At 70.5% G+C, this 16,137-nt stretch carries 18 protein-coding genes; 6 read left to right on the forward strand and 12 right to left on the reverse strand.

Annotated features, from left to right (window positions below; genetic code table 11):
* Positions 1-8: 8 nt before the first annotated feature.
* Entirely contained in the window at positions 9-1,157 is a 1,149-nt protein-coding gene (locus O9255_RS03935) for a flagellar basal body P-ring protein FlgI (RefSeq protein ID WP_297865532.1), read from the reverse strand.
* A 299-nt stretch (positions 1,158-1,456) separates the two neighbouring features.
* Between O9255_RS03935 and O9255_RS03940 the strand changes: the two genes are divergently transcribed.
* A complete protein-coding gene (locus O9255_RS03940; protein WP_297865533.1) occupies positions 1,457-2,092 on the forward strand; it encodes a hypothetical protein in 636 nt (211 codons plus the stop codon).
* Between the two features lie 27 nt (positions 2,093-2,119).
* Here O9255_RS03940 and flgH read toward each other — a convergent pair whose 3' ends face one another.
* From flgH to O9255_RS03980, 8 genes are all read right to left on the reverse strand, one after another.
* Positions 2,120-2,803, reverse strand: a complete 684-nt coding sequence (gene flgH, locus O9255_RS03945; protein WP_297865534.1) for a flagellar basal body L-ring protein FlgH — start codon at positions 2,801-2,803, stop codon at positions 2,120-2,122.
* Positions 2,804-2,811: 8 nt separating this feature from the next.
* Positions 2,812-3,597, reverse strand: a complete 786-nt coding sequence (gene flgG / locus O9255_RS03950; RefSeq protein WP_297865535.1) for a flagellar basal-body rod protein FlgG — start codon at positions 3,595-3,597, stop codon at positions 2,812-2,814.
* A 12-nt stretch (positions 3,598-3,609) separates the two neighbouring features.
* Positions 3,610-4,365 (reverse strand): flagellar basal body rod protein FlgF, encoded by a 756-nt coding sequence (locus tag O9255_RS03955; RefSeq protein WP_297865536.1) that lies wholly within the window; start codon positions 4,363-4,365, stop codon positions 3,610-3,612.
* Positions 4,366-4,391: 26 nt separating this feature from the next.
* Complete coding sequence (gene flgE, locus O9255_RS03960) at positions 4,392-5,615, reverse strand: flagellar hook protein FlgE (protein WP_297865537.1); 1,224 nt, start codon at positions 5,613-5,615, stop codon at positions 4,392-4,394.
* A gap of 57 nt (positions 5,616-5,672) precedes the next feature.
* Positions 5,673-6,350 carry a flagellar hook capping FlgD N-terminal domain-containing protein gene (locus O9255_RS03965; RefSeq protein ID WP_297865538.1) on the reverse strand — a complete coding sequence of 226 codons (678 nt, stop codon included), beginning with the start codon at positions 6,348-6,350 and terminating at the stop codon, positions 5,673-5,675.
* 20 nt (positions 6,351-6,370) lie between these two features.
* Positions 6,371-6,778 (reverse strand): flagellar basal body rod protein FlgC, encoded by a 408-nt coding sequence (gene flgC / locus O9255_RS03970; protein ID WP_297865539.1) that lies wholly within the window; start codon positions 6,776-6,778, stop codon positions 6,371-6,373.
* A 25-nt stretch (positions 6,779-6,803) separates the two neighbouring features.
* Positions 6,804-7,238 carry a flagellar basal body protein gene (locus tag O9255_RS03975; protein ID WP_297865540.1) on the reverse strand — a complete coding sequence of 145 codons (435 nt, stop codon included), beginning with the start codon at positions 7,236-7,238 and terminating at the stop codon, positions 6,804-6,806.
* Between the two features lie 88 nt (positions 7,239-7,326).
* Positions 7,327-8,268, reverse strand: coding sequence for a chemotaxis protein CheV (locus O9255_RS03980; protein WP_297865660.1), 942 nt, complete (start codon positions 8,266-8,268; stop codon positions 7,327-7,329).
* A 162-nt stretch (positions 8,269-8,430) separates the two neighbouring features.
* Here O9255_RS03980 and flgA point away from each other — a divergent pair, with 162 nt between their 5' ends.
* The 4 genes from flgA to O9255_RS04000 all read left to right on the forward strand — a co-directional run bounded on the left by flgA (position 8,431) and on the right by O9255_RS04000 (position 11,307).
* Positions 8,431-9,204 (forward strand): flagellar basal body P-ring formation chaperone FlgA, encoded by a 774-nt coding sequence (flgA, locus tag O9255_RS03985; RefSeq protein ID WP_345781357.1) that lies wholly within the window; start codon positions 8,431-8,433, stop codon positions 9,202-9,204.
* Between the two features lie 127 nt (positions 9,205-9,331).
* Positions 9,332-9,658 carry a flagellar biosynthesis anti-sigma factor FlgM gene (flgM, locus tag O9255_RS03990; protein ID WP_297865541.1) on the forward strand — a complete coding sequence of 109 codons (327 nt, stop codon included), beginning with the start codon at positions 9,332-9,334 and terminating at the stop codon, positions 9,656-9,658.
* 21 nt (positions 9,659-9,679) lie between these two features.
* Positions 9,680-10,009, forward strand: a complete 330-nt coding sequence (locus tag O9255_RS03995; RefSeq protein ID WP_297865542.1) for a flagellar protein FlgN — start codon at positions 9,680-9,682, stop codon at positions 10,007-10,009.
* Positions 10,010-10,053: 44 nt separating this feature from the next.
* A complete protein-coding gene (locus O9255_RS04000; protein WP_297865543.1) occupies positions 10,054-11,307 on the forward strand; it encodes an ATP-binding protein in 1,254 nt (417 codons plus the stop codon).
* 1 nt (position 11,308) lies between these two features.
* Here O9255_RS04000 and O9255_RS04005 read toward each other — a convergent pair whose 3' ends face one another.
* The 3 genes from O9255_RS04005 to O9255_RS04015 are packed head-to-tail and all read right to left on the reverse strand — an operon-like array spanning position 11,309 to position 14,830.
* Positions 11,309-11,977: a potassium channel family protein gene (locus tag O9255_RS04005; protein ID WP_297865544.1), complete on the reverse strand. Its 669-nt coding sequence runs from the start codon at positions 11,975-11,977 to the stop codon at positions 11,309-11,311.
* A 31-nt stretch (positions 11,978-12,008) separates the two neighbouring features.
* A complete protein-coding gene (locus O9255_RS04010; protein ID WP_297865545.1) occupies positions 12,009-13,691 on the reverse strand; it encodes an EAL domain-containing protein in 1,683 nt (560 codons plus the stop codon).
* 5 nt (positions 13,692-13,696) lie between these two features.
* Entirely contained in the window at positions 13,697-14,830 is a 1,134-nt protein-coding gene (locus O9255_RS04015) for an HDOD domain-containing protein (RefSeq protein ID WP_297865546.1), read from the reverse strand.
* Positions 14,831-15,031: 201 nt separating this feature from the next.
* On the opposite strand from O9255_RS04015, the gene O9255_RS04020 reads away from it, so the two are divergent.
* Positions 15,032-16,123 (forward strand): HDOD domain-containing protein, encoded by a 1,092-nt coding sequence (locus O9255_RS04020; RefSeq protein WP_297865547.1) that lies wholly within the window; start codon positions 15,032-15,034, stop codon positions 16,121-16,123.
* The last annotated feature ends 14 nt before the right edge of the window (positions 16,124-16,137 follow it).

Below are 16,137 nucleotides of genomic sequence, written 5' to 3' on the forward strand. Positions count from 1 at the left end.
GCCGTGGCTCAGATGATTTCCAGCTCGGCGCGCAGCGCGCCGGCCTGCTTCAAGGCTTCGAGGATGGCGATCACGTCGCCCGGTGCGGCCCCCACTTCGTTCACGGCGCGCACGATCTGGTCGAGCGAGGTGCCGCCGCGGAACAGGAACATGCGCGAGCCGTCGACGGTGGCTTCGACGGTCGATTCCGGCGTCACCACGGTCTCGCCCTGGCTGAAGGGCGCCGGCTGGCTGACATTGGCGGATTCGGTGATCGTGACCGTCAACGAGCCGTGCGCGACGGCGGCCGGCATCACCTGCACGTTGCTGCCGATCACGACGGTGCCGGTGCGGGCGTTGACGACCACCTTGGCGGCGATCTGGCCGGGGTCGAGCGTCAGGTTCTCGACGCGGGCGAGGAAGGCCACGCGCGCGCCGGCGTCGGTGGGCGTCTGCACCTGCACGGTGCCCGCGTCGAGCGCCGTGGCGGCCGCCTCGCCGAAGGCCTTGGTCAGGGCGTCGACCATCCGGCTGGCGGTGGTGAAATCGGGCTGGTGCAGGTTGAGCATCAGGGTGCCGCCGGCGCCGCTCTGGGCCAGTGCGTCCGGGATCGCGCGCTCGACGATGGCGCCGTTCGGGATGCGGCCGGAGCTGGGGATGTTCACCGACACGCGGGAGCCGTCGCTGCCTTCGGCGCCGAAACCGCCAACCACCAAGTTGCCCTGGGCGATGGCGTAGACCTGCCCATCGGCGCCCTTCAGCGGCGCCATCAGCAGGGCGCCGCCGCGCAAGCTCACGGCATTGGAAATCGAGGACACCGTGACGTCGATGGCCTGCCCCGGTCGCGCGAAGGGCGGCAGCTCGGCATGGATGGCGACCGCCGCCACGTTCTTCACCTGCGGATTGATCCCCGGCGGCACCGTCACGCCGAGCTCGTCGAGCAGGTTCTTGAGGCTCTGGGTGGTGAAGGGCGACTGGCTGGTGCGGTCGCCGGTGCCGTCCAGGCCGACCACGAGGCCATAACCGATCAGGGGATTGCCGCGCACGCCCTCGATCTGGGCGAGGTCCTTGATGCGCTCGACGGCGCTGGCCGGGGCGGTGGCCAAGGCAGCCAGCAGCGCCAGCAGGGCGAGCAGGCTGGTGTGGACGGAACGGGCACGGGCGGCATTGGGCAGCATCGGGAGTCTCCAGCGGTATCGACCGCACGGGCGGGAACTTGCAATTCCCGGGCCAGACCGGCTTCGCGGCGTTCCCCCACCTCGGGACGCGTGGTTTTCCTACAAGTCGGGCCGGAAACCCGGCGCAGGATTCGCGGGCTCCACCCCCTCCCCCGCCCAATGGAGAACCGCGATGATCCGCTCCCCGCTCCCCGCTCGCCCTGGCCGCCCTCGCGGCCGCCCTGCTGGCCGCCGCCCTGCCCGCCCGCGCCGCTGACCGCCTCCCCGGGGTCCTCGCCACCGAACTCACCGACGCCGACGTGGGCGACGCCGCCAGCTTCGGGCGCAACGCCCGCTGGCTCGGGCTGCTCTCCGGCTTCATCGAACTCGACACCGACTGCAGCCCCGCCACCCCGACCGATCCGCCGCGCACGAACTGCGTGGTGCTGAACCCGGCGCCGGCCACCACCAGCTTCGACCGTCCGGATCTCGCCAAGATCACGCTGCCGGGGAGGAGCACGAACAGCCTCCTCTGCCATTGGCAGACCCCGGTGGCCCAGGTGTTCTGGAGCAACGAGACCGCCGCGAACGCGAACGCGCGCTTCGTGCTGCGGCCGTACTACGTGATCGAGAACGAGGTGCTGGCCGACCCGACACTGGTGAACCCGCTCACCGGCCTGCCCTTCGCCGGCCGCTTCGAGCAGTCGCTGATCGCAGTGAACGAGCTGCAGACGATGGCGCCCGGCTTCTCGACCAGCCGCCTGTACACCTATTCGCGCGTGTGCATCGGCGGCGCGATCAGCCGCAGCTTCCTCGTCGACAGCCTCGGCCTCAGCGAGGACCAGGCGAAGCAGTTCTTCCGGAAGCCGACGACGATCCGCATCGGCCTGCGCGGCAACGCCCAGCTCGTGCAGTTCGCCTCGATCAACGTGGGGACGCGTTTCCTCGGGGATTGACCCCGGGGCAGGCGGCCGCGCGGTGCCTCAGTTCGGGAACCACGCGCCGTTGAAGAAGCGGTCGAGCCAGCCCATCGCATTGCTGCGCGCGATCGGCCCGCGGCCGCCGTAGACGATGCGGGCATCCGCCACGCGGGTGCTCGCGATCGTGTTGTCGGGGCCGATGTCGGCGGTGCGGATGATGCCCTGCACCTGGATCAGCTCGTTGCCCTGGTTCAGCGTGAGCTCCTTGCTGCCCTGGATGACGAGGTTGCCGTTCGGCAGCTTCTGCACCACCTGCGCGGTGAGCGTGCCGGTGATCTGGTTGCTCTGCGTCGAGTTGCCATCGCCGGCGAAGTCGCGGGTGTTGGACAGCGAGTTGTCGAGGACGTCCTGGCCACCCACCGTCACCGGGGCGCCGAACACGGTGCCGGACATCGTGTTGGTCGATTCCTTCGTGATCGCCGTGTTGGCGCGCGTGCTGGCCTGGGTGCGTTCCGACAGGTTGATCGTGACGATGTCGCCCACCTCGCGCGCCTTGCGGTCGGTGTAGAGCCGCAGGCCGGGGCCTTCGCGGTAGATGGCGCCGGCGCTCGGCACGGCCGTGGCCTGTACCGGCACCTGCATCACCGCCATCGGCGCCAGCGGCTGGACGTCGCCGCGGATCATCGCGCCGTGGCCGCAGGCGGTGAGCATCAGGAGGACGAGGGCGAGGACGAGGGCGCGCTTCATGGCGGGGCTCAGACGTTGTTGTTGAGGTAGGCCAGCATCTGGTCGGTGGTGCTGATGGCCTTGGCGTTGATCTCGTAGGCGCGCTGCGTCTCGATCATCGCCACCAGCTCTTCCACCGTGTTGACGTTCGAGCTCTCCAGCGAACCCTGCGCCAGCAGGCCGATGCCGGCCTGGCCCGGCGTGCCGGCCTGCGCAGGGCCGGAAGCGCCGCTTTCGAGGAAGAGGTTCTCGCCCTTGGCGAACAGGCCGGAGGGGTTCACGAAGTCGGTGAGGGTGATCTGGCCGACTTCCTGCGGTGCCGCCTGGCCGGCGATCTGCACCGTCACCGTGCCGTCGCTGCCGATCGAGATGGCCTGGGCGCCTTCCGGGATCTGGATGCCCGGCTGGATCGTGTAGCCGGAGTTCGTGACCAGCTCGCCCTGGGCGTTGATCTGGAAGCTGCCGTCGCGGGTGTAGGCCTCGGTGCCGTCGGGCAACAGCACCTGGAAGAAGCCGCGGCCGTTGATGGCGACGTCGAGCGCATTGCCGGTCTGCAGCAGGTTGCCCTGGATGTGGCTCTTGGCCGTGCTGACCACGCGGACGCCGGTACCGAGCTGGAGGCCCGAGGGCAGGTTGGTCTGCTGGGAGCTCGCACCACCCGGCGCGCGCACCTGCTGGTAGAGCAGGTCTTCGAAACTGGCGCGGTCGCGCTTGAAGCCCGTCGTGTTGACGTTGGCCAGATTGTTGGCCACCACCGACATGCGCGTCTGCTGCGCGTCGAGGCCGGTCTTGGCGATCCAAAGGGCGGGGTTCATGGCGCGTCTCCTTTAGCGGGCGCGCAGCAGCGTGTTCGCCGCCTGCGCGTTCTCGTCGCCGCTGCGGATGACCTTGAGGTTCATCTCGAACTGCCGCGAGAGGGAAATCATGGCCACCAGCTGTTCGGTGGCATTGACGTTGCTGTTCTCCAGCACGCCGCTCATCAGCACCTCGCCGGCCGCCGCCTGCGGCTGCGCCGCCGGATCGGTGGAGGTCGGGCGGAACAGCCCGTCCTCGCCGCGCTGGAGCTTCGTGGGATCGGCGCGGACGACGCCGATGCGGGCGACGTTCTGCGCCGTACCGGTGGCATCGCCGAGGGCGACGATGGCGACGGTGCCGTCGCCGCCGACCGAGAGGCTCTGGAACGGCGGAAGGGCGACGGGCTGGCCGGAATCGTCCAGCACCGGCTCGCCGCGGCCGTTCATCAGCCGGCCGGTGGCATCGAGCTTCAGGTCGGTGGCGCGCGTGTAGGCGGGTTTGCCGCCGCGGTCGGCGACACTCATCCACAAGTCCGCGCCGTTGAGCGCGAAGTCCAGCGGATTGCCCGTGGTCTGCAAGCTGCCGCCGGTGGCATCGAAGCCGCCGACGTCGCCCATCGTGTAGGTGCGCGAACCGACCTCGCCGCCCTTGGCCGGGAAGGCCTCGGTGGCGTGCAGCAGCGCCTTGAAGCCGGCGGTGGAGACGTTGGCCAGGTTGTGCGACACCGCGGCCTGGGCGCGCAGGTTGGCCTGCGCTCCCGACATCGCGACGTAAAGGGCCTTGTCCATCGTCGTGCTCCGGTGTCAGCCCGCGATCAACGCAGGTTGATGATGGTCTGCTGGATCTGGTCGGTGGTCTGGATCATCTGCGCGTTGGCCTGGAAGTTGCGCTGCGCGACGATCATGTTCACCAGCTGCTCGGTGAGTTCGACGTTGGAGCCTTCGAGCGCGCCCGAGGTCACCAGGCCGAAGTCCGAGGTGCCGGCCGCGCCGCGGCGCGGGCCGCCCGAGTCGAAGGTCTCCGACCACAGGTTGTCGCCGAGGTTCTGCAGGCCCTGCTGGTTCGGGAAGGTGGTGAGCGCCACCTGGCCGAGCGGCGCGGCGACACCGTTGGTGTAGCGCGCGAACACCACGCCTTCCTGCGAGAACTCGATGCCGATCAGGCGGCCGGTGGTGTAGCCGTCCTGGCGCAGGTCATTGATGGCGAAGCGCTCGCCGTACTGGGTCGAGCTGCGCAGGTCGAGCGTGAGGTTGATGGCCGCGGCGCCGGTGGTCGGCGTGTAGGCCGGCAAGGTCACGAAGCCCGTCGCCGGCGTGGTGAGCGCACCCTGGGCGTCGTACTGCAGCGTCTGCGCCGTGCCGACCGCCGTGCCGTCGATGTAGTTGTGCAGCTGCCACTCGTTCGGGTTCGCCGTCTTCACGTAGTACAGCGTCTGCACGTGGGCGACGCCCAGCGAGTCGTACAGCGTGATCGAGGTCGAGTGGTTGAAGGTGTTCGTGTCGTTCGGGTCGAAGGGCGCGGCCGTCGGCACGGTGCCGTTGGCCGGCAGGTTCGAGCCGACGACCACCTCGGTCGACGCGCTCGGCGCGCTGTCCGTGGTGGTGAGCTGCAGGTCCTGCAGGCGGCCGGTCTCGAAGTTGTTCCCGGACTGGTCCGTCGGCGGGAAGATCTGCAGGCGCGCGCCGGTCGGGTTCACCACGAAGCCGTCGCGGTCCACCTGGAAGTTGCCGGCGCGCGAGTACACGGTCGCGCCGTTGTTGTTCAGGGTGAAGAAGCCGCCACCCGAAACCGCCACGTCGAGGTTGCGGTTGGTGAACTCGATTGGGCCTTGGGTGAACTGCTGCGTGATGCCGGTGACGCGCACGCCGGAGCCGGCGGTGTTGCGCGAGGTGCCGAAGATCGACGCCGCATAGAGGTCGCCGAACTCCGCGCGGCCTTTCTTGAAGCCGGCCGTCGAGACGTTGGCGATGTTGTTCGAGGTCACCGAGAGGTCGGTGGTGGCCGCGTTGATGCCGGAGAGGGCGGTGCGGAAGCTCATGGCGTGACTCCAGGTGCGGTGCAGCGGGTGTTGTCGGTGGTCATGACCGGCGAGGCATCAGCCCAATCGGCGGATCGCGGAGAGCGGCGCCGTGCCGAGGCCGCGGAGGTTGAGCAGCATTCCCTGCGGGTCGAGCGTGACGCTGTCGATCGGCGCCATGGTCCCGGTGCCGACGGCCTTCGAATCGCGGCCTTCGCCGAAGGTGGCGCGCATCCGGTAGGTGCCCGGCGCCATCGCCTGCCCCTGCTCGTTGCGTCCGTCCCACGCGAAGGGCACGTCGCCGGCCCCTGAGGAGGTGACTTGCAAGCGCCGTACCAGCGCGCCGTTGGCGGTGGTGATCTCGATCGTCACCGGCCCCGCGCCCGGCGTGGCGGCGACGCCGCTGGCCGAGAGCACGCCTTCGGCGTCCGCGGAGAGCGGCAGGCGATTGGTTTCGACGAGGGCGGTGCGGCCGATGAGGCTGGCGCCACGCAGTGCCTGGTCGCCGTTGAACGACGTCGCCATGTTGTCGATGGCGGTCTCGAGGTCGCCCACGCCCTGCGCCGTCGACATCTGCGCCATCTGGCTGACGAACTCGGCGTTCGAGAGCGGCTTGAGCGGGTCCTGGTTCTTCAACTGCTCGGTCATCAGGCGCAGGAAGTCGGCCTGCGTGAGGTCGGACTTGCCCATGCGGCTCTGGGTCTGCGGGCTGCTGGTGAGGCCGATGCCGTTGGCCACGTTGACGTCGAATGCCATGGTCGATTCCCGGGGCCGCGTCAGCGGCCGATGGTGAGCGTGGCGAGCGCGAGCTCGCGGGCGGAATTGAGCACTTCGACGTTGGCCTGGTAGCCGCGCGAAGCGGAGATGAGGTTCACCATCTGCGCTACCGGATCGACGTCCGGCGCGTAGATGTAGCCCTCGGCGTCGGCCATCGGATGGCCGGGCTCGTAGCGCTTGATGGCCGGTTTCTCGGACGGGTCGACGCGCAGCACCTTCACCCCACTCATGCCCTCCTGACCGGGGAGTGGCGCCGTCTCGAAGGTGGGCTCGATGGGTTTGTAGGCGGTGTCCGCCGTGCGGCCGACGGTGTCGGCGTTGGCGAGGTTGGAGGCGATGGTGTTGAGGCGCACCGACTGCGCGGAGAGCGCGCTTCCGGCGACGTCGAAGATGGGCAGGCTGCTCATGGCGATTCCTCAGTGGCCGGCGGCTTCATTGACCCGTGATCGCGGTCATCAGGCCGCGCACTCGGGATTCGAAGAAGGTCAGCGAGGCGCGGTACTCGAGCACCGCGCGACCGAAGGCGGCGTTCTCGGTTTCGGTGTTCACGGTGTTGCCGTCGAGGCTCGGCTGCAGCGCCTGCCGCGTCGTCACGTAGCGGCGGAAATCCGGCCCGTCGGCGAGGCCCATCGCATCGGCCGCACCGCCACCGCCACCCAAGCCGAGCGGCCCGCGCGAGGGGCCGGCGGAGACGCTGCGCTGGTGGTCTTCGGCGCCCTTCAGCGCACGCTGGAAGTCGAATTCCTGAGCCTGGTAGCCCGGGGTGTCGGCGTTCGCGAGGTTCGACGACAGCACCTTGAGCCGTTGCTCGCGCAGCGGCAGCGACAGGGCGGAAAGACCGAACGGATTGTCGAAGGGACCGGCCATGGGCGGCTCCGGGCGTGGGTTGCCTCGGAGCGGTGCAAGGGCCGTGCCAGACCGGCGGGACGCGCCGGCGGCAGGGTCGGCGGCGGCCTCAGGCCGCGGCTTTCTCGCGCTGGAAGGCCTGCACGCGGGCCAGCACCTTCTCGGCGAGTTCGTTGGCCGAGTACTTGGCCACGAAGGCGTTCGCGCCCACCTGGTCGACCATGGCGTTGTTGAACACGCCGGAGAGCGAGGTGTGCAGCAGCACGAACAGACCGGCCAGCGCCGGGTCGCGGCGGATTTCCGTCGTCAGGGTGTAGCCGTCCATCGAGGGCATCTCGATGTCGGAGATCACCATCGCGTAGTGGCGGGTCACATCGATGCCCTCGGCGGCCAGCTGCTTCAGGTGCTCGATGGCTTGGCGGCCGTCGGACAGCAGGGTCGACGAAACCCCCAGCTGGTCCAGCACGCCGCGAATCTGGTTGCGCGCCACGCGGGAGTCGTCGGTGACGAGGATGCGGACCGGTTCCTCGCCGTTGCCCAGCTTCAGGCGCTGCTCGATCGACTGCAGCATCTTGGCGCCAGTGGCATCGGCCAGCACCGACTCGACGTCGATGACCTGGATGAGCTCGCCGCCGTAGCGGGTGACCGCCGTCAGGTAGCTGTCGTCCACGCCGAGTTCCGGCGGCGGGCGGATGTCCTCGACGGCGATGTTCACGATGCGGTCCACCTCGGCCACGAGGAAGCCCTGCACCGAGCGGTTGAATTCCGTCACCACCAGGTAGGGCGGGTCGAGATGGCGCTCGGGGTAGCGCACCGCGCTGCCGAGGTCGAGGATCGGCACCGAGCGGCCGCGGATGTCGGCGGCGCCAACGAAGCCGGGCGGCAGACGCGGGATCGGGAACAGCGGCGGCCGGCGCAGCACTTCCTGCACCTTGAAGACGTTGACGCCGAACAGCTGGCGGCCGCCGAGGCGGAACAGCAGCAGGGCCAGCCGGTTGTGGCCGGCCAAGCGGGTGCGCTGGTCGATGCGGTTGAGCAGGTCGCGCGACATGCGGCTCGGCAGCCTCGGATCCATGGGGACAGTCCTTGTCGTTGTCGGCCCGTCCGCGGGCTTCTTGAGCGGGGGTCCCGGTCGGGACGGCCCGTGCACGTGGCGTGCCGCGGCACACCGCTTGCACAGCCTGCCACGACGCATCCGCGCCCGGAGTGACCGATGTCCCGCCCTGAAGCGACCCCGCTGCCCGCCCCGGCCCCGCTGCCGCCGCCGCGCCTGCCCGACCTCGCGCGGAGCATCCGCCGCCAGCGACGCGTGCTGCGCACCTTGCATGTCGGCCTGCTGAGCCTCGCGAGCCTCGCGGCCGGCCTGGTCTTCGCCGGTGACCTCCGGGCCGAGGACGGCAGCTTCCAGACCGTGGCCTCCATCCGCGCCGCCGCCGAGGGGGCCTTGGCCTCGCCCGGCGCCCGCATCGAGGCCAGCCTCGACCCCGCCCTGCGCATGCCGCCCTGCCCGCACGCCCTTCAAGCCCAGGCCCTGTCAGCCGTTAACGTCGAAGTGAGTTGCCCCGACGGCTGGCGCCTGTTCGTGCCGGTCCGGGTGCAGCGCGTGCAGCCCGTGGTGGTGCTCACCGCCGCCGTGGCCCCCGGGCAACCGGTCCCGGCCTCGGCGGTCGGCGTCGAGACCCGCGATACCGCGCGCCTCGGCGCCGCGCCCCTGACCGACCCGGCCCAGGCCATCGGCCAGACCCTGCGCCTCGGCGGGCAAGCCGGCCAGGTCCTGCGGCGCAGCGATCTGGTCGCACAGGCCGTGGTGAAGCGCGGCGAACCGGTGGCCCTCGTGGCCGGCGGGGGTGGCTTCGAGGTGCGGATGGCCGGCCGGGCCCTGGCCGACGCCGGCACCGGCGAGGTCGTCCGGGTCGAGAACCTGAGCTCCCGCCGGGTGCTGAGCGGCGTGGTGGCCGCCCCCGGCGAGGTCCGGGTCGGCCGATGAGCCCTCCGAAGCGTGGGCCGGCTCACGTTTCCGGCATGAACGAAAGAATTTCCCCCTTGGGGCTAAAGTCGCGCGGGACACGGCCGATACCGGTCGTGAGGAACCACCCGTTCCGGAGGACACGACCATGACCAGCAAGATCGACGGAGCCTCAGCGCCCCGCCCGGCCCCCGCGCCGGCGGCCGCGCCGACGCCGGCCGCCATCGAACGGTCGGGGACCCCGCGCGCCCAAGCCATCGCCCAGACCCAGGCACCGTCTTCGGACAATGTGCGCCTGACCGGCGAAGCCGAGGCCCTGCGGGTCGTGCAGAAGCAGACCAAAGCCGGCCCGCCGCCGATGGACATGGCGAAGATCGAAGCGCTGCGCGCGGCACTCGCCGCGGGCACGTATCGCATCGACCCGCAGGAGATCGCCCAGCGCCTGGACGCGCTGGAGCGCCAGCTGAGCGTCTGACGAAGCCCGAGACCCGACCCGATGACCGCCCTCCTGCTTGACGCCCTCGAAGCCGCCCTGCGCGCCGAACGCGATGCCCTTGGCGGGCAGGACGTCGAAGCGCTACTGCGCTCCACCGAGGCGAAGTTGCAGGCGCTGCGGGCCGCGGAGTCGGCTGGCCTCAACAGTGGGGATGCGCCACGCATCGCCGCACTGGCCGAGTACAACCGCGAGAACGGCCTGATGCTGGCCCGCCGCCGCCGCGCGGTGGCCTTCGCCCTGCGCCAGCTGGGCCGCAGCGAGGCGGTCGGCTACGACCCGCGCGGCCAACGTGCGCAGGGCACCTGGTCGCGGCCTATCGCCGTCGCCTGAGCCGGCGTTAGCCTGTGCACCGTCGTCTTGACGGTGCTTCGCGAATGCCCGACACCCTGCCCGGCCGCTTCTGGCTGCCGAGCCAGCCCAGCAACCCGGAACTCGTCGCCTTCCTCGAGATGATCGAGGAGGGCGTGCTGCTGGTCGATGCCCGGCGGGCCGTGCACTACGCCAACCCCGCGGCCGGTGAGCTGGCGCATCGGGTCGCCGCCGACCCCGCCGACCCGGACAACCCCGCACCCCTCGTGGCCTTGCTGCCGGACGAGGTGTTCAACGCCGCGGCCGGGGAAGCCTGGAGCGGCGACGTCCGCGACGAGGCCAGCGGCGTGGTGTTCGCGCTGCGGCGCTACCCGTGGATCGTGGACGACGCGCCCGCGCACCTGCTGCTGCTGCGCGACGTCACCGAGGCGCGCCACCGCCAGGACGAGCTGCGCCGCCGCCACGGCGAGCTGCAGCAGGCCTACGCCCGGCTAGCCAGCGCGCAGGAGCAGCTTCTGCAGCAGGAGAAGATGGCCTCGATCGGCCAGCTCGCCGCAGGCATCGCCCACGAGATCAACAACCCGATCGGCTACGTGCACTCGAACCTCGTCAGCCTGCGCGACTACACCAGCGGCCTGCTCGAACTCATCCACGCCTACGAACGCGCGCTCGCGCCAAAGCTCGACGAGACGACGCTGGCCACGATCTCGGAAGTGCGCGCGCGCGTCGATTTCGACTTCGTCTCCACCGACCTGCCCGAGCTCATCAACGAATCACGCGAAGGCCTCGAGCGCGTGCGTCGCATCGTGCAGGACCTCAAGGACTTCTCGCATGCCGGGCGCGAGGCCGGCTGGCGCCGCGTCGACCTGCACAAGGGCCTCGAGAGCACGCTCAACATCGTCTGGAACGACCTGAAGTACAAGGCGAAGGTCGAGCGCCAGCTCGGCCCCCTGCCCCTCGTGGAATGCCACCCGAGCGAGGTCAATCAGGTCTTCATGAACCTGTTGCTCAATGCCGGCCACGCCATCGGCGAGCGCGGGACCATCAAGCTGGCCAGCGGCCACGACGGCGCGCGGGACGAGGTGTGGATCAGCATCCGCGACAGCGGTCCGGGCATCGACGCCGAGGCCATGCCGCGGATCTTCGATCCCTTCTTCACTACCAAGCCGGTCGGCACCGGCACCGGCCTCGGGCTCTCGATCAGCTACGGCATCGTCAAGAAGCACGGCGGGCGCATCGAGGTGGCGAACGGCGCCGAAGGCGGAGCGATCTTCACCGTCGTACTGCCGGTGCACCAGCCGGTGCGGCTGGGCGAGTGATTCACTCCGGGCGTCGTCGCTGCATGCCAATCAGGCGCGAGATCACGATCGCGAGGTAAAGCACGCCCGTCACCTGCTGGATCATCACCACCGAGCGCGCGACATCGTGCACCGGGGTGATCTCGCCGAAGCCCACCGAGGTCAGGCAGGTGAAGCTGAAGTACAGCAGCTCCCACCAGCCGGTCAGGCCATCCGGGTTATTGGTCGGATTGATGAAGAACGCGCCGGGCGCGAGGTGCTCGATCACCGCGTAGACGTAGGCGAAGACGAAGGCGAGCAACACGTACAGCGAGGCGAGCGCCCAGAGCTCGTCGAGCGTCATCACGTCGTCGCGCAGCACGTAGCGCAGCAGGCAGCTCACCACGAAACCGTGGAACGCCGCCTGCGCGAGCTGGCTGGCCACGTATAGGCCGCTGCCGCCGGACACCACCTCGGCGGCATGCAGCAGCACCGCGGGCGCCAGCAGGAACCAGCCCAGCCGCGCCTCCGCACCGGTGGCTCGCGCCGCGCGCAGCGCCAACACGAGAATCACCCAGTCGAAGGCGACCAGCACCAGGCGGCCACCGGAAATCCCCTCCAGCCACGGCCAGGCGAGCACCTGCGCAAGCAAGGCGAGCAGGAGGAGCAGGTTTGGCAGGCGCCGCAGTTGGCGAAGGATCACGAAGCGCATGCGGCCTCCCCACGGGAACGCCCAACGCGGCTCACTGCAGACCCTCCCAGGTCCGGAAGGCCTCGCGGATGTGGTGGCGCAGGTCCTCTTCGTCCCAGGGCTTGGTGAGGAAGCGGTAGATCGCGCCCTTGTTGATGGCCTCGGTGACGGTGGCGAGGTCGGTGTAGCCGGAGAGGATCAGGCGCACCGTGCGCGGGTAGAGCTCCTTCACGCGGCCGAGGAACTCGGTGCCGCTGACATCGTTCATGCGCTGGTCGCTGACGATCACCTGGACCTCGTTGCTGGCCAGCAGCTCGAAAGCCTCCTGCACGCGGCTGGCCGCCAGCACGCGGTAGCCGTCGCGGCGGAACACGCGCTGCAAGGCGCGCAGCACGTTCTCCTCGTCATCAACGAGCAACAGCGTGCGCGAGGCGGCGCCTTGCGCGAACAGCTCCGGGCGCAGGTAACGCTGGCGCAGCAGCGGATCGACGTCGGCCAGCGGCTTCGGCCCGGAAAACAGGAAGCCCTGCAGCTGGTCGCAGTCGGCGCGACGCAGGTAGCCGACCTGCGCTTCGGTCTCGACGCCCTCGGCCATCACCTTCAGGTGCATCTGCCGGCCCATCGCGATGATCGCGCGGGCGATCGCCGCCTGGCCCTGGTCGTGCGCGACTTCGCCGACGAAGTCGCGGTCGATCTTGATCTTCGAAAGCGGGTAGCGCGGCAGCTGCACGAGGCCGGCGCCGCCCATGCCGAAGTCGTCGAGCGTCAGGCCCACGCCGCAGCTGCGCAGCCGCCGCAAGGTGTCGCGGATGCGGTCGACATCGCGCAGAAGCGTACTTTCCGAGAGCTCGATCTCGAACTGGTCGAAGGCCACGTCGGCGGCGGCGAGGCGCGCCTCCAGCTGGTTGACGAGGTCATCCTCGAGCAGCTGCACGGTGGAGACATTCACGGCGATACGCAGGTCGTCGAACCCGGCGCGTCGCCAATGCCGCGCATCCGCGATGACGCGGTCGAGCACCCAGCCGCTGATGCCACGCATCAATCCGAGCTGCTCGGCGCGCGGCAGGAACTGCGGCGGTGCGAGCAGGCGGCCATCCGGCGCGCGCCAGCGCAGCAAGGCCTCGACCCCGGCGATGCGGCCGTCGGCGGCATCGACGAACGGTTGGTAATGCAGTTCGAGTTCGTCGCGCGCCAAGGCCTTCGCCAAGGCGTGGGTGAACACCGGCACGCTGCGACCGGCGACGCCGGACGCGGCGTGGCGCAGCGCCCTACCGACGCCGGAGCGCTGCGCGGCGTAGAGCGCGCGGTCGGCGGCGCTCAGCGCGGCGGCCAACGTCGGGGCGTCGTCAGGGAACAGCGCGAGTCCGATGCTGCCGTTGATCTCCAACATGTAGGGCGGCACCGACAGCGGCGCGGCCAGTTCGGCCAGCAGGCGCTGCGCCCAGACCTCCGGGTCGGCAAGGGCCTCCGGGGCGTCGGTGGCCAGGAGCAGGCAAGCACCACGAAGGCGCCAGAGCCGGCCCTGCGGAAGCGCGAAGGCGGCGATGCGGTCGGCGGCCACGGCCAGCGCGCGGCCGGCGGTGTCCTCGCCAAGGCCATCGACCAGGCCGACAAACCGGTCCAGCGCGATCTCGGCGAAGAGCATGCGACGACCGTCGGCCACGAGCCCTTGCAGCGCCGGCGCATCCGCCCCCAGCCACGGCAGGCCACTGACCGGATCTGTGGATTCGTCCACGGGCTTCAGCCCTCGCCGCGAAGCTCGGCGGCCAGCGCCTGCCACCCGTCGCGCTGGTCGGCGAGGCCCTGCGCCTCGACCCAGGCCTCGTCGAGCGGCACTTCGGCCAGAAGGGCCCAGGCCACGTGGGAGGCGCCGACGACGCCCAGCCCATGCTCCGCCGCCCCCGTGGGCGTGGCGTGTTGCGCGACCGCCTCGACCAGCGTCTCCGGGAGACCCCACAGGGCGAGCAAGTAGGCGCCGGCCTCGGCGTAGGTCGGCCAATCCGCGGCCTCTCCGGGCTGCGGCGCCCACGGCACGCGGACCTGAGGCAGCAGGCGGCCGACGCCGGCCAGCAGCGCGGCGGTGGCGGCGAGGTCGGATTGCGGGCCCGGCAGCAGGCGGGCCGCCAGTCGCGAGGCGCGCAGGCTGGTGTCGCGAAGACGGTCGAGCGCCTCCGGCTCGGCCTTCGGGCGGGTGGCGCCGAAGATCTCGCCAGCCATCACCAGCCGGCGAAGGCTGAGGTTGCCCAGCCACACCACGGCGCTGTGGATGTCATCGATGCGGCGGCCGCCGCTGTACATCGCCGAATTGCACAGGCGCAGCACCTTCGCCGCCAGCGTCGGGTCGCTTTCGACCAGCGCGGCGACATCGCGCGCGGCGACGTCGAGGTCCTCCGTGCGGCGCATCAGGTCGAGCGAGAGCGCCGGCGGCGGCGGCAGCCGGCCGATGCGGCCGATCGCCTCCGCCAGCAAGGGGCTTTCCAGTCGCCGCCGCAGCGCGAGCAGCGATTTCAGGCCAGAAAGCAGCGCTTCGGCATCGAGCGGCTGGTAGAGGATTCGGTGCAGGTTCTCGAGCGCGGCGAGGCCCGGTGCATCGCGCCCGTCGTCGAGCACGAGGCAGCGCACCAGCTTCGGCGCTTCGCGCTTCAGGACGCCGAGGAGCGCGTTACCCGAACCCTGACCCAGCCGCGGCTGCACCAGCACCGCCTCGAAGGTTTCGCCACGGACGAGCGCAAGCGCCTCGTCGCTGGCACCGGCGACCTGCAGGATGATCCGGTCGCCCAAGGCCTCGACGAGTGCGGCAGCCACGCTGACGTCCGCACCGGCGAAGAGCAGGCGCAGCGGCGCGTCATCGGGGGTCGCAGCAGGAGCGATCAAGCGGGAATGCGGCTCGAAGAGACGTGGCTGGACTGTAGCAGAGGCCATGCGATGCCCTTCGCGCTCGGTAACGTCATGGCGATTGCGCAAGCTGTGACGCGGCGCACGCTGGCGAGGGCACCAAGCGTGATGCATACCCGGAATCGGCGGAGTCCTGCCGCTACCCTTCGGCAAAAGCGACAAAAGGCTCGACGCTCCACCATGCGTGTTTTCTTCGCCACGCCCGATCCGAACCGCCCCGGCGCCGTCGCCGATGCGCTGTTGTCCCGGGGCTACGACTGGCAGGTGCTGTCCTACGCCCGCCCCGAGGAGTCGCGCCAGGTGCTGGAACAGCACGCCGCCGACGCCATCGTCGTCGACACCAGCCTCGACGATGCGGAGGCCCTGCTCAGGCATGTGCTCTACACCGCGCCGCAAACGGCGCGTCTGGTGATCGGCACCACCGAGCACGACGGGATCGAGCCGCGGCTGCAGGCGCTGGCCCACGGCCTGCTCTCCGCCTCCAGCCCGGTGGAAGCCATCGCCGAGGCACTGGTCGCCTACGCCCAGCTCGCGCAGCGCCTCGACCGCCCGGCGCTGCGGGCCCAGGTGGGCGCCCTCACGCGCTTGCCCGGCGCGCCACGGCTGTACATGGCGATCTGCAAGGCGCTCGAAGACCCGAACGTCGAAATCTCGACGATTGCCGAACAGGTGATGGCCGACCCGGCACTGGGCGCGCGGGTTCTGCAGATCGCCAACTCGGCGATGTACGGCGCCGGCCGACAGATCGCCAGCATTCCGTTCGCGGTGGCCCGCCTTGGCCTGAAGACCACCCGCAACCTGGTGCTGGCGGCCGAGCTCTACGCGTTCAGCGGCCCGGAAGCGGCGCGCGCCGAGCGCGTGCGCCAGCGCAGCCTGCTGGCGGCCTGGCTGGCCCCGCGGCTGATGGCGCCGCGGATCGACCCCGATGTCGCCGCCACCGCCGCGCTGCTGGCCGGCATCAGCGAGATGCTTCCCGAGCTCGACGAGGGCGAGGTGCCGGCCCTGCCCTCGGTGCCCCCGGTGCAGGACGAGGCGGCGGCCTACCTGATGGGCCTGTGGCAGCTTCCGAGCCTCCTCCAGCAGGCCGTGGCCTGGCAGCGCACTCCGCGCCTGTCGGGGGGCGGGTTCGGCGTCGTCGGTGCCGTCCACGTGGCCACGTCGCTCGCCTTCGATCGGCCGGTGGACTGGGTGTGGCTGGAACGCTGCGGCATGGCGGCCCACCTGCCAGGCTGGCGCGAGCTCGCCGAGCGCACGGATCGCAGCGCAGCCTGAGCCGGAGGCCGCTT

The sequence above is a fragment of the Silanimonas sp. genome (genome assembly GCF_027530345.1).
Lineage (GTDB): Bacteria > Pseudomonadota > Gammaproteobacteria > Xanthomonadales > Xanthomonadaceae > Silanimonas.

Coding starts and splice junctions, on each gene's coding strand:
- O9255_RS03980 (WP_297865660.1), bottom strand. CDS start 8,268: ATGTCGCGCGACCTGCTCAACCGCATCGACCAGCGCACCCGCTTGGCC.
- O9255_RS03955 (WP_297865536.1), bottom strand. CDS start 4,365: ATGGACAAGGCCCTTTACGTCGCGATGTCGGGAGCGCAGGCCAACCTG.
- O9255_RS04020 (WP_297865547.1), top strand. CDS start 15,032: ATGCGTGTTTTCTTCGCCACGCCCGATCCGAACCGCCCCGGCGCCGTC.
- flgG (WP_297865535.1), bottom strand. CDS start 3,597: ATGAACCCCGCCCTTTGGATCGCCAAGACCGGCCTCGACGCGCAGCAG.
- O9255_RS03965 (WP_297865538.1), bottom strand. CDS start 6,350: ATGGCATTCGACGTCAACGTGGCCAACGGCATCGGCCTCACCAGCAGC.
- flgE (WP_297865537.1), bottom strand. CDS start 5,615: ATGAGCTTCCGCACCGCCCTCTCCGGCATCAACGCGGCCACCACCGAC.
- O9255_RS04000 (WP_297865543.1), top strand. CDS start 10,054: ATGCCCGACACCCTGCCCGGCCGCTTCTGGCTGCCGAGCCAGCCCAGC.
- O9255_RS03935 (WP_297865532.1), bottom strand. CDS start 1,157: ATGCTGCCCAATGCCGCCCGTGCCCGTTCCGTCCACACCAGCCTGCTC.
- O9255_RS04005 (WP_297865544.1), bottom strand. CDS start 11,977: ATGCGCTTCGTGATCCTTCGCCAACTGCGGCGCCTGCCAAACCTGCTC.
- flgA (WP_345781357.1), top strand. CDS start 8,431: ATGTCCCGCCCTGAAGCGACCCCGCTGCCCGCCCCGGCCCCGCTGCCG.
- flgC (WP_297865539.1), bottom strand. CDS start 6,778: ATGAGCAGCCTGCCCATCTTCGACGTCGCCGGAAGCGCGCTCTCCGCG.
- O9255_RS03995 (WP_297865542.1), top strand. CDS start 9,680: ATGACCGCCCTCCTGCTTGACGCCCTCGAAGCCGCCCTGCGCGCCGAA.
- flgM (WP_297865541.1), top strand. CDS start 9,332: ATGACCAGCAAGATCGACGGAGCCTCAGCGCCCCGCCCGGCCCCCGCG.
- flgH (WP_297865534.1), bottom strand. CDS start 2,803: ATGAAGCGCGCCCTCGTCCTCGCCCTCGTCCTCCTGATGCTCACCGCC.
- O9255_RS03975 (WP_297865540.1), bottom strand. CDS start 7,238: ATGGCCGGTCCCTTCGACAATCCGTTCGGTCTTTCCGCCCTGTCGCTG.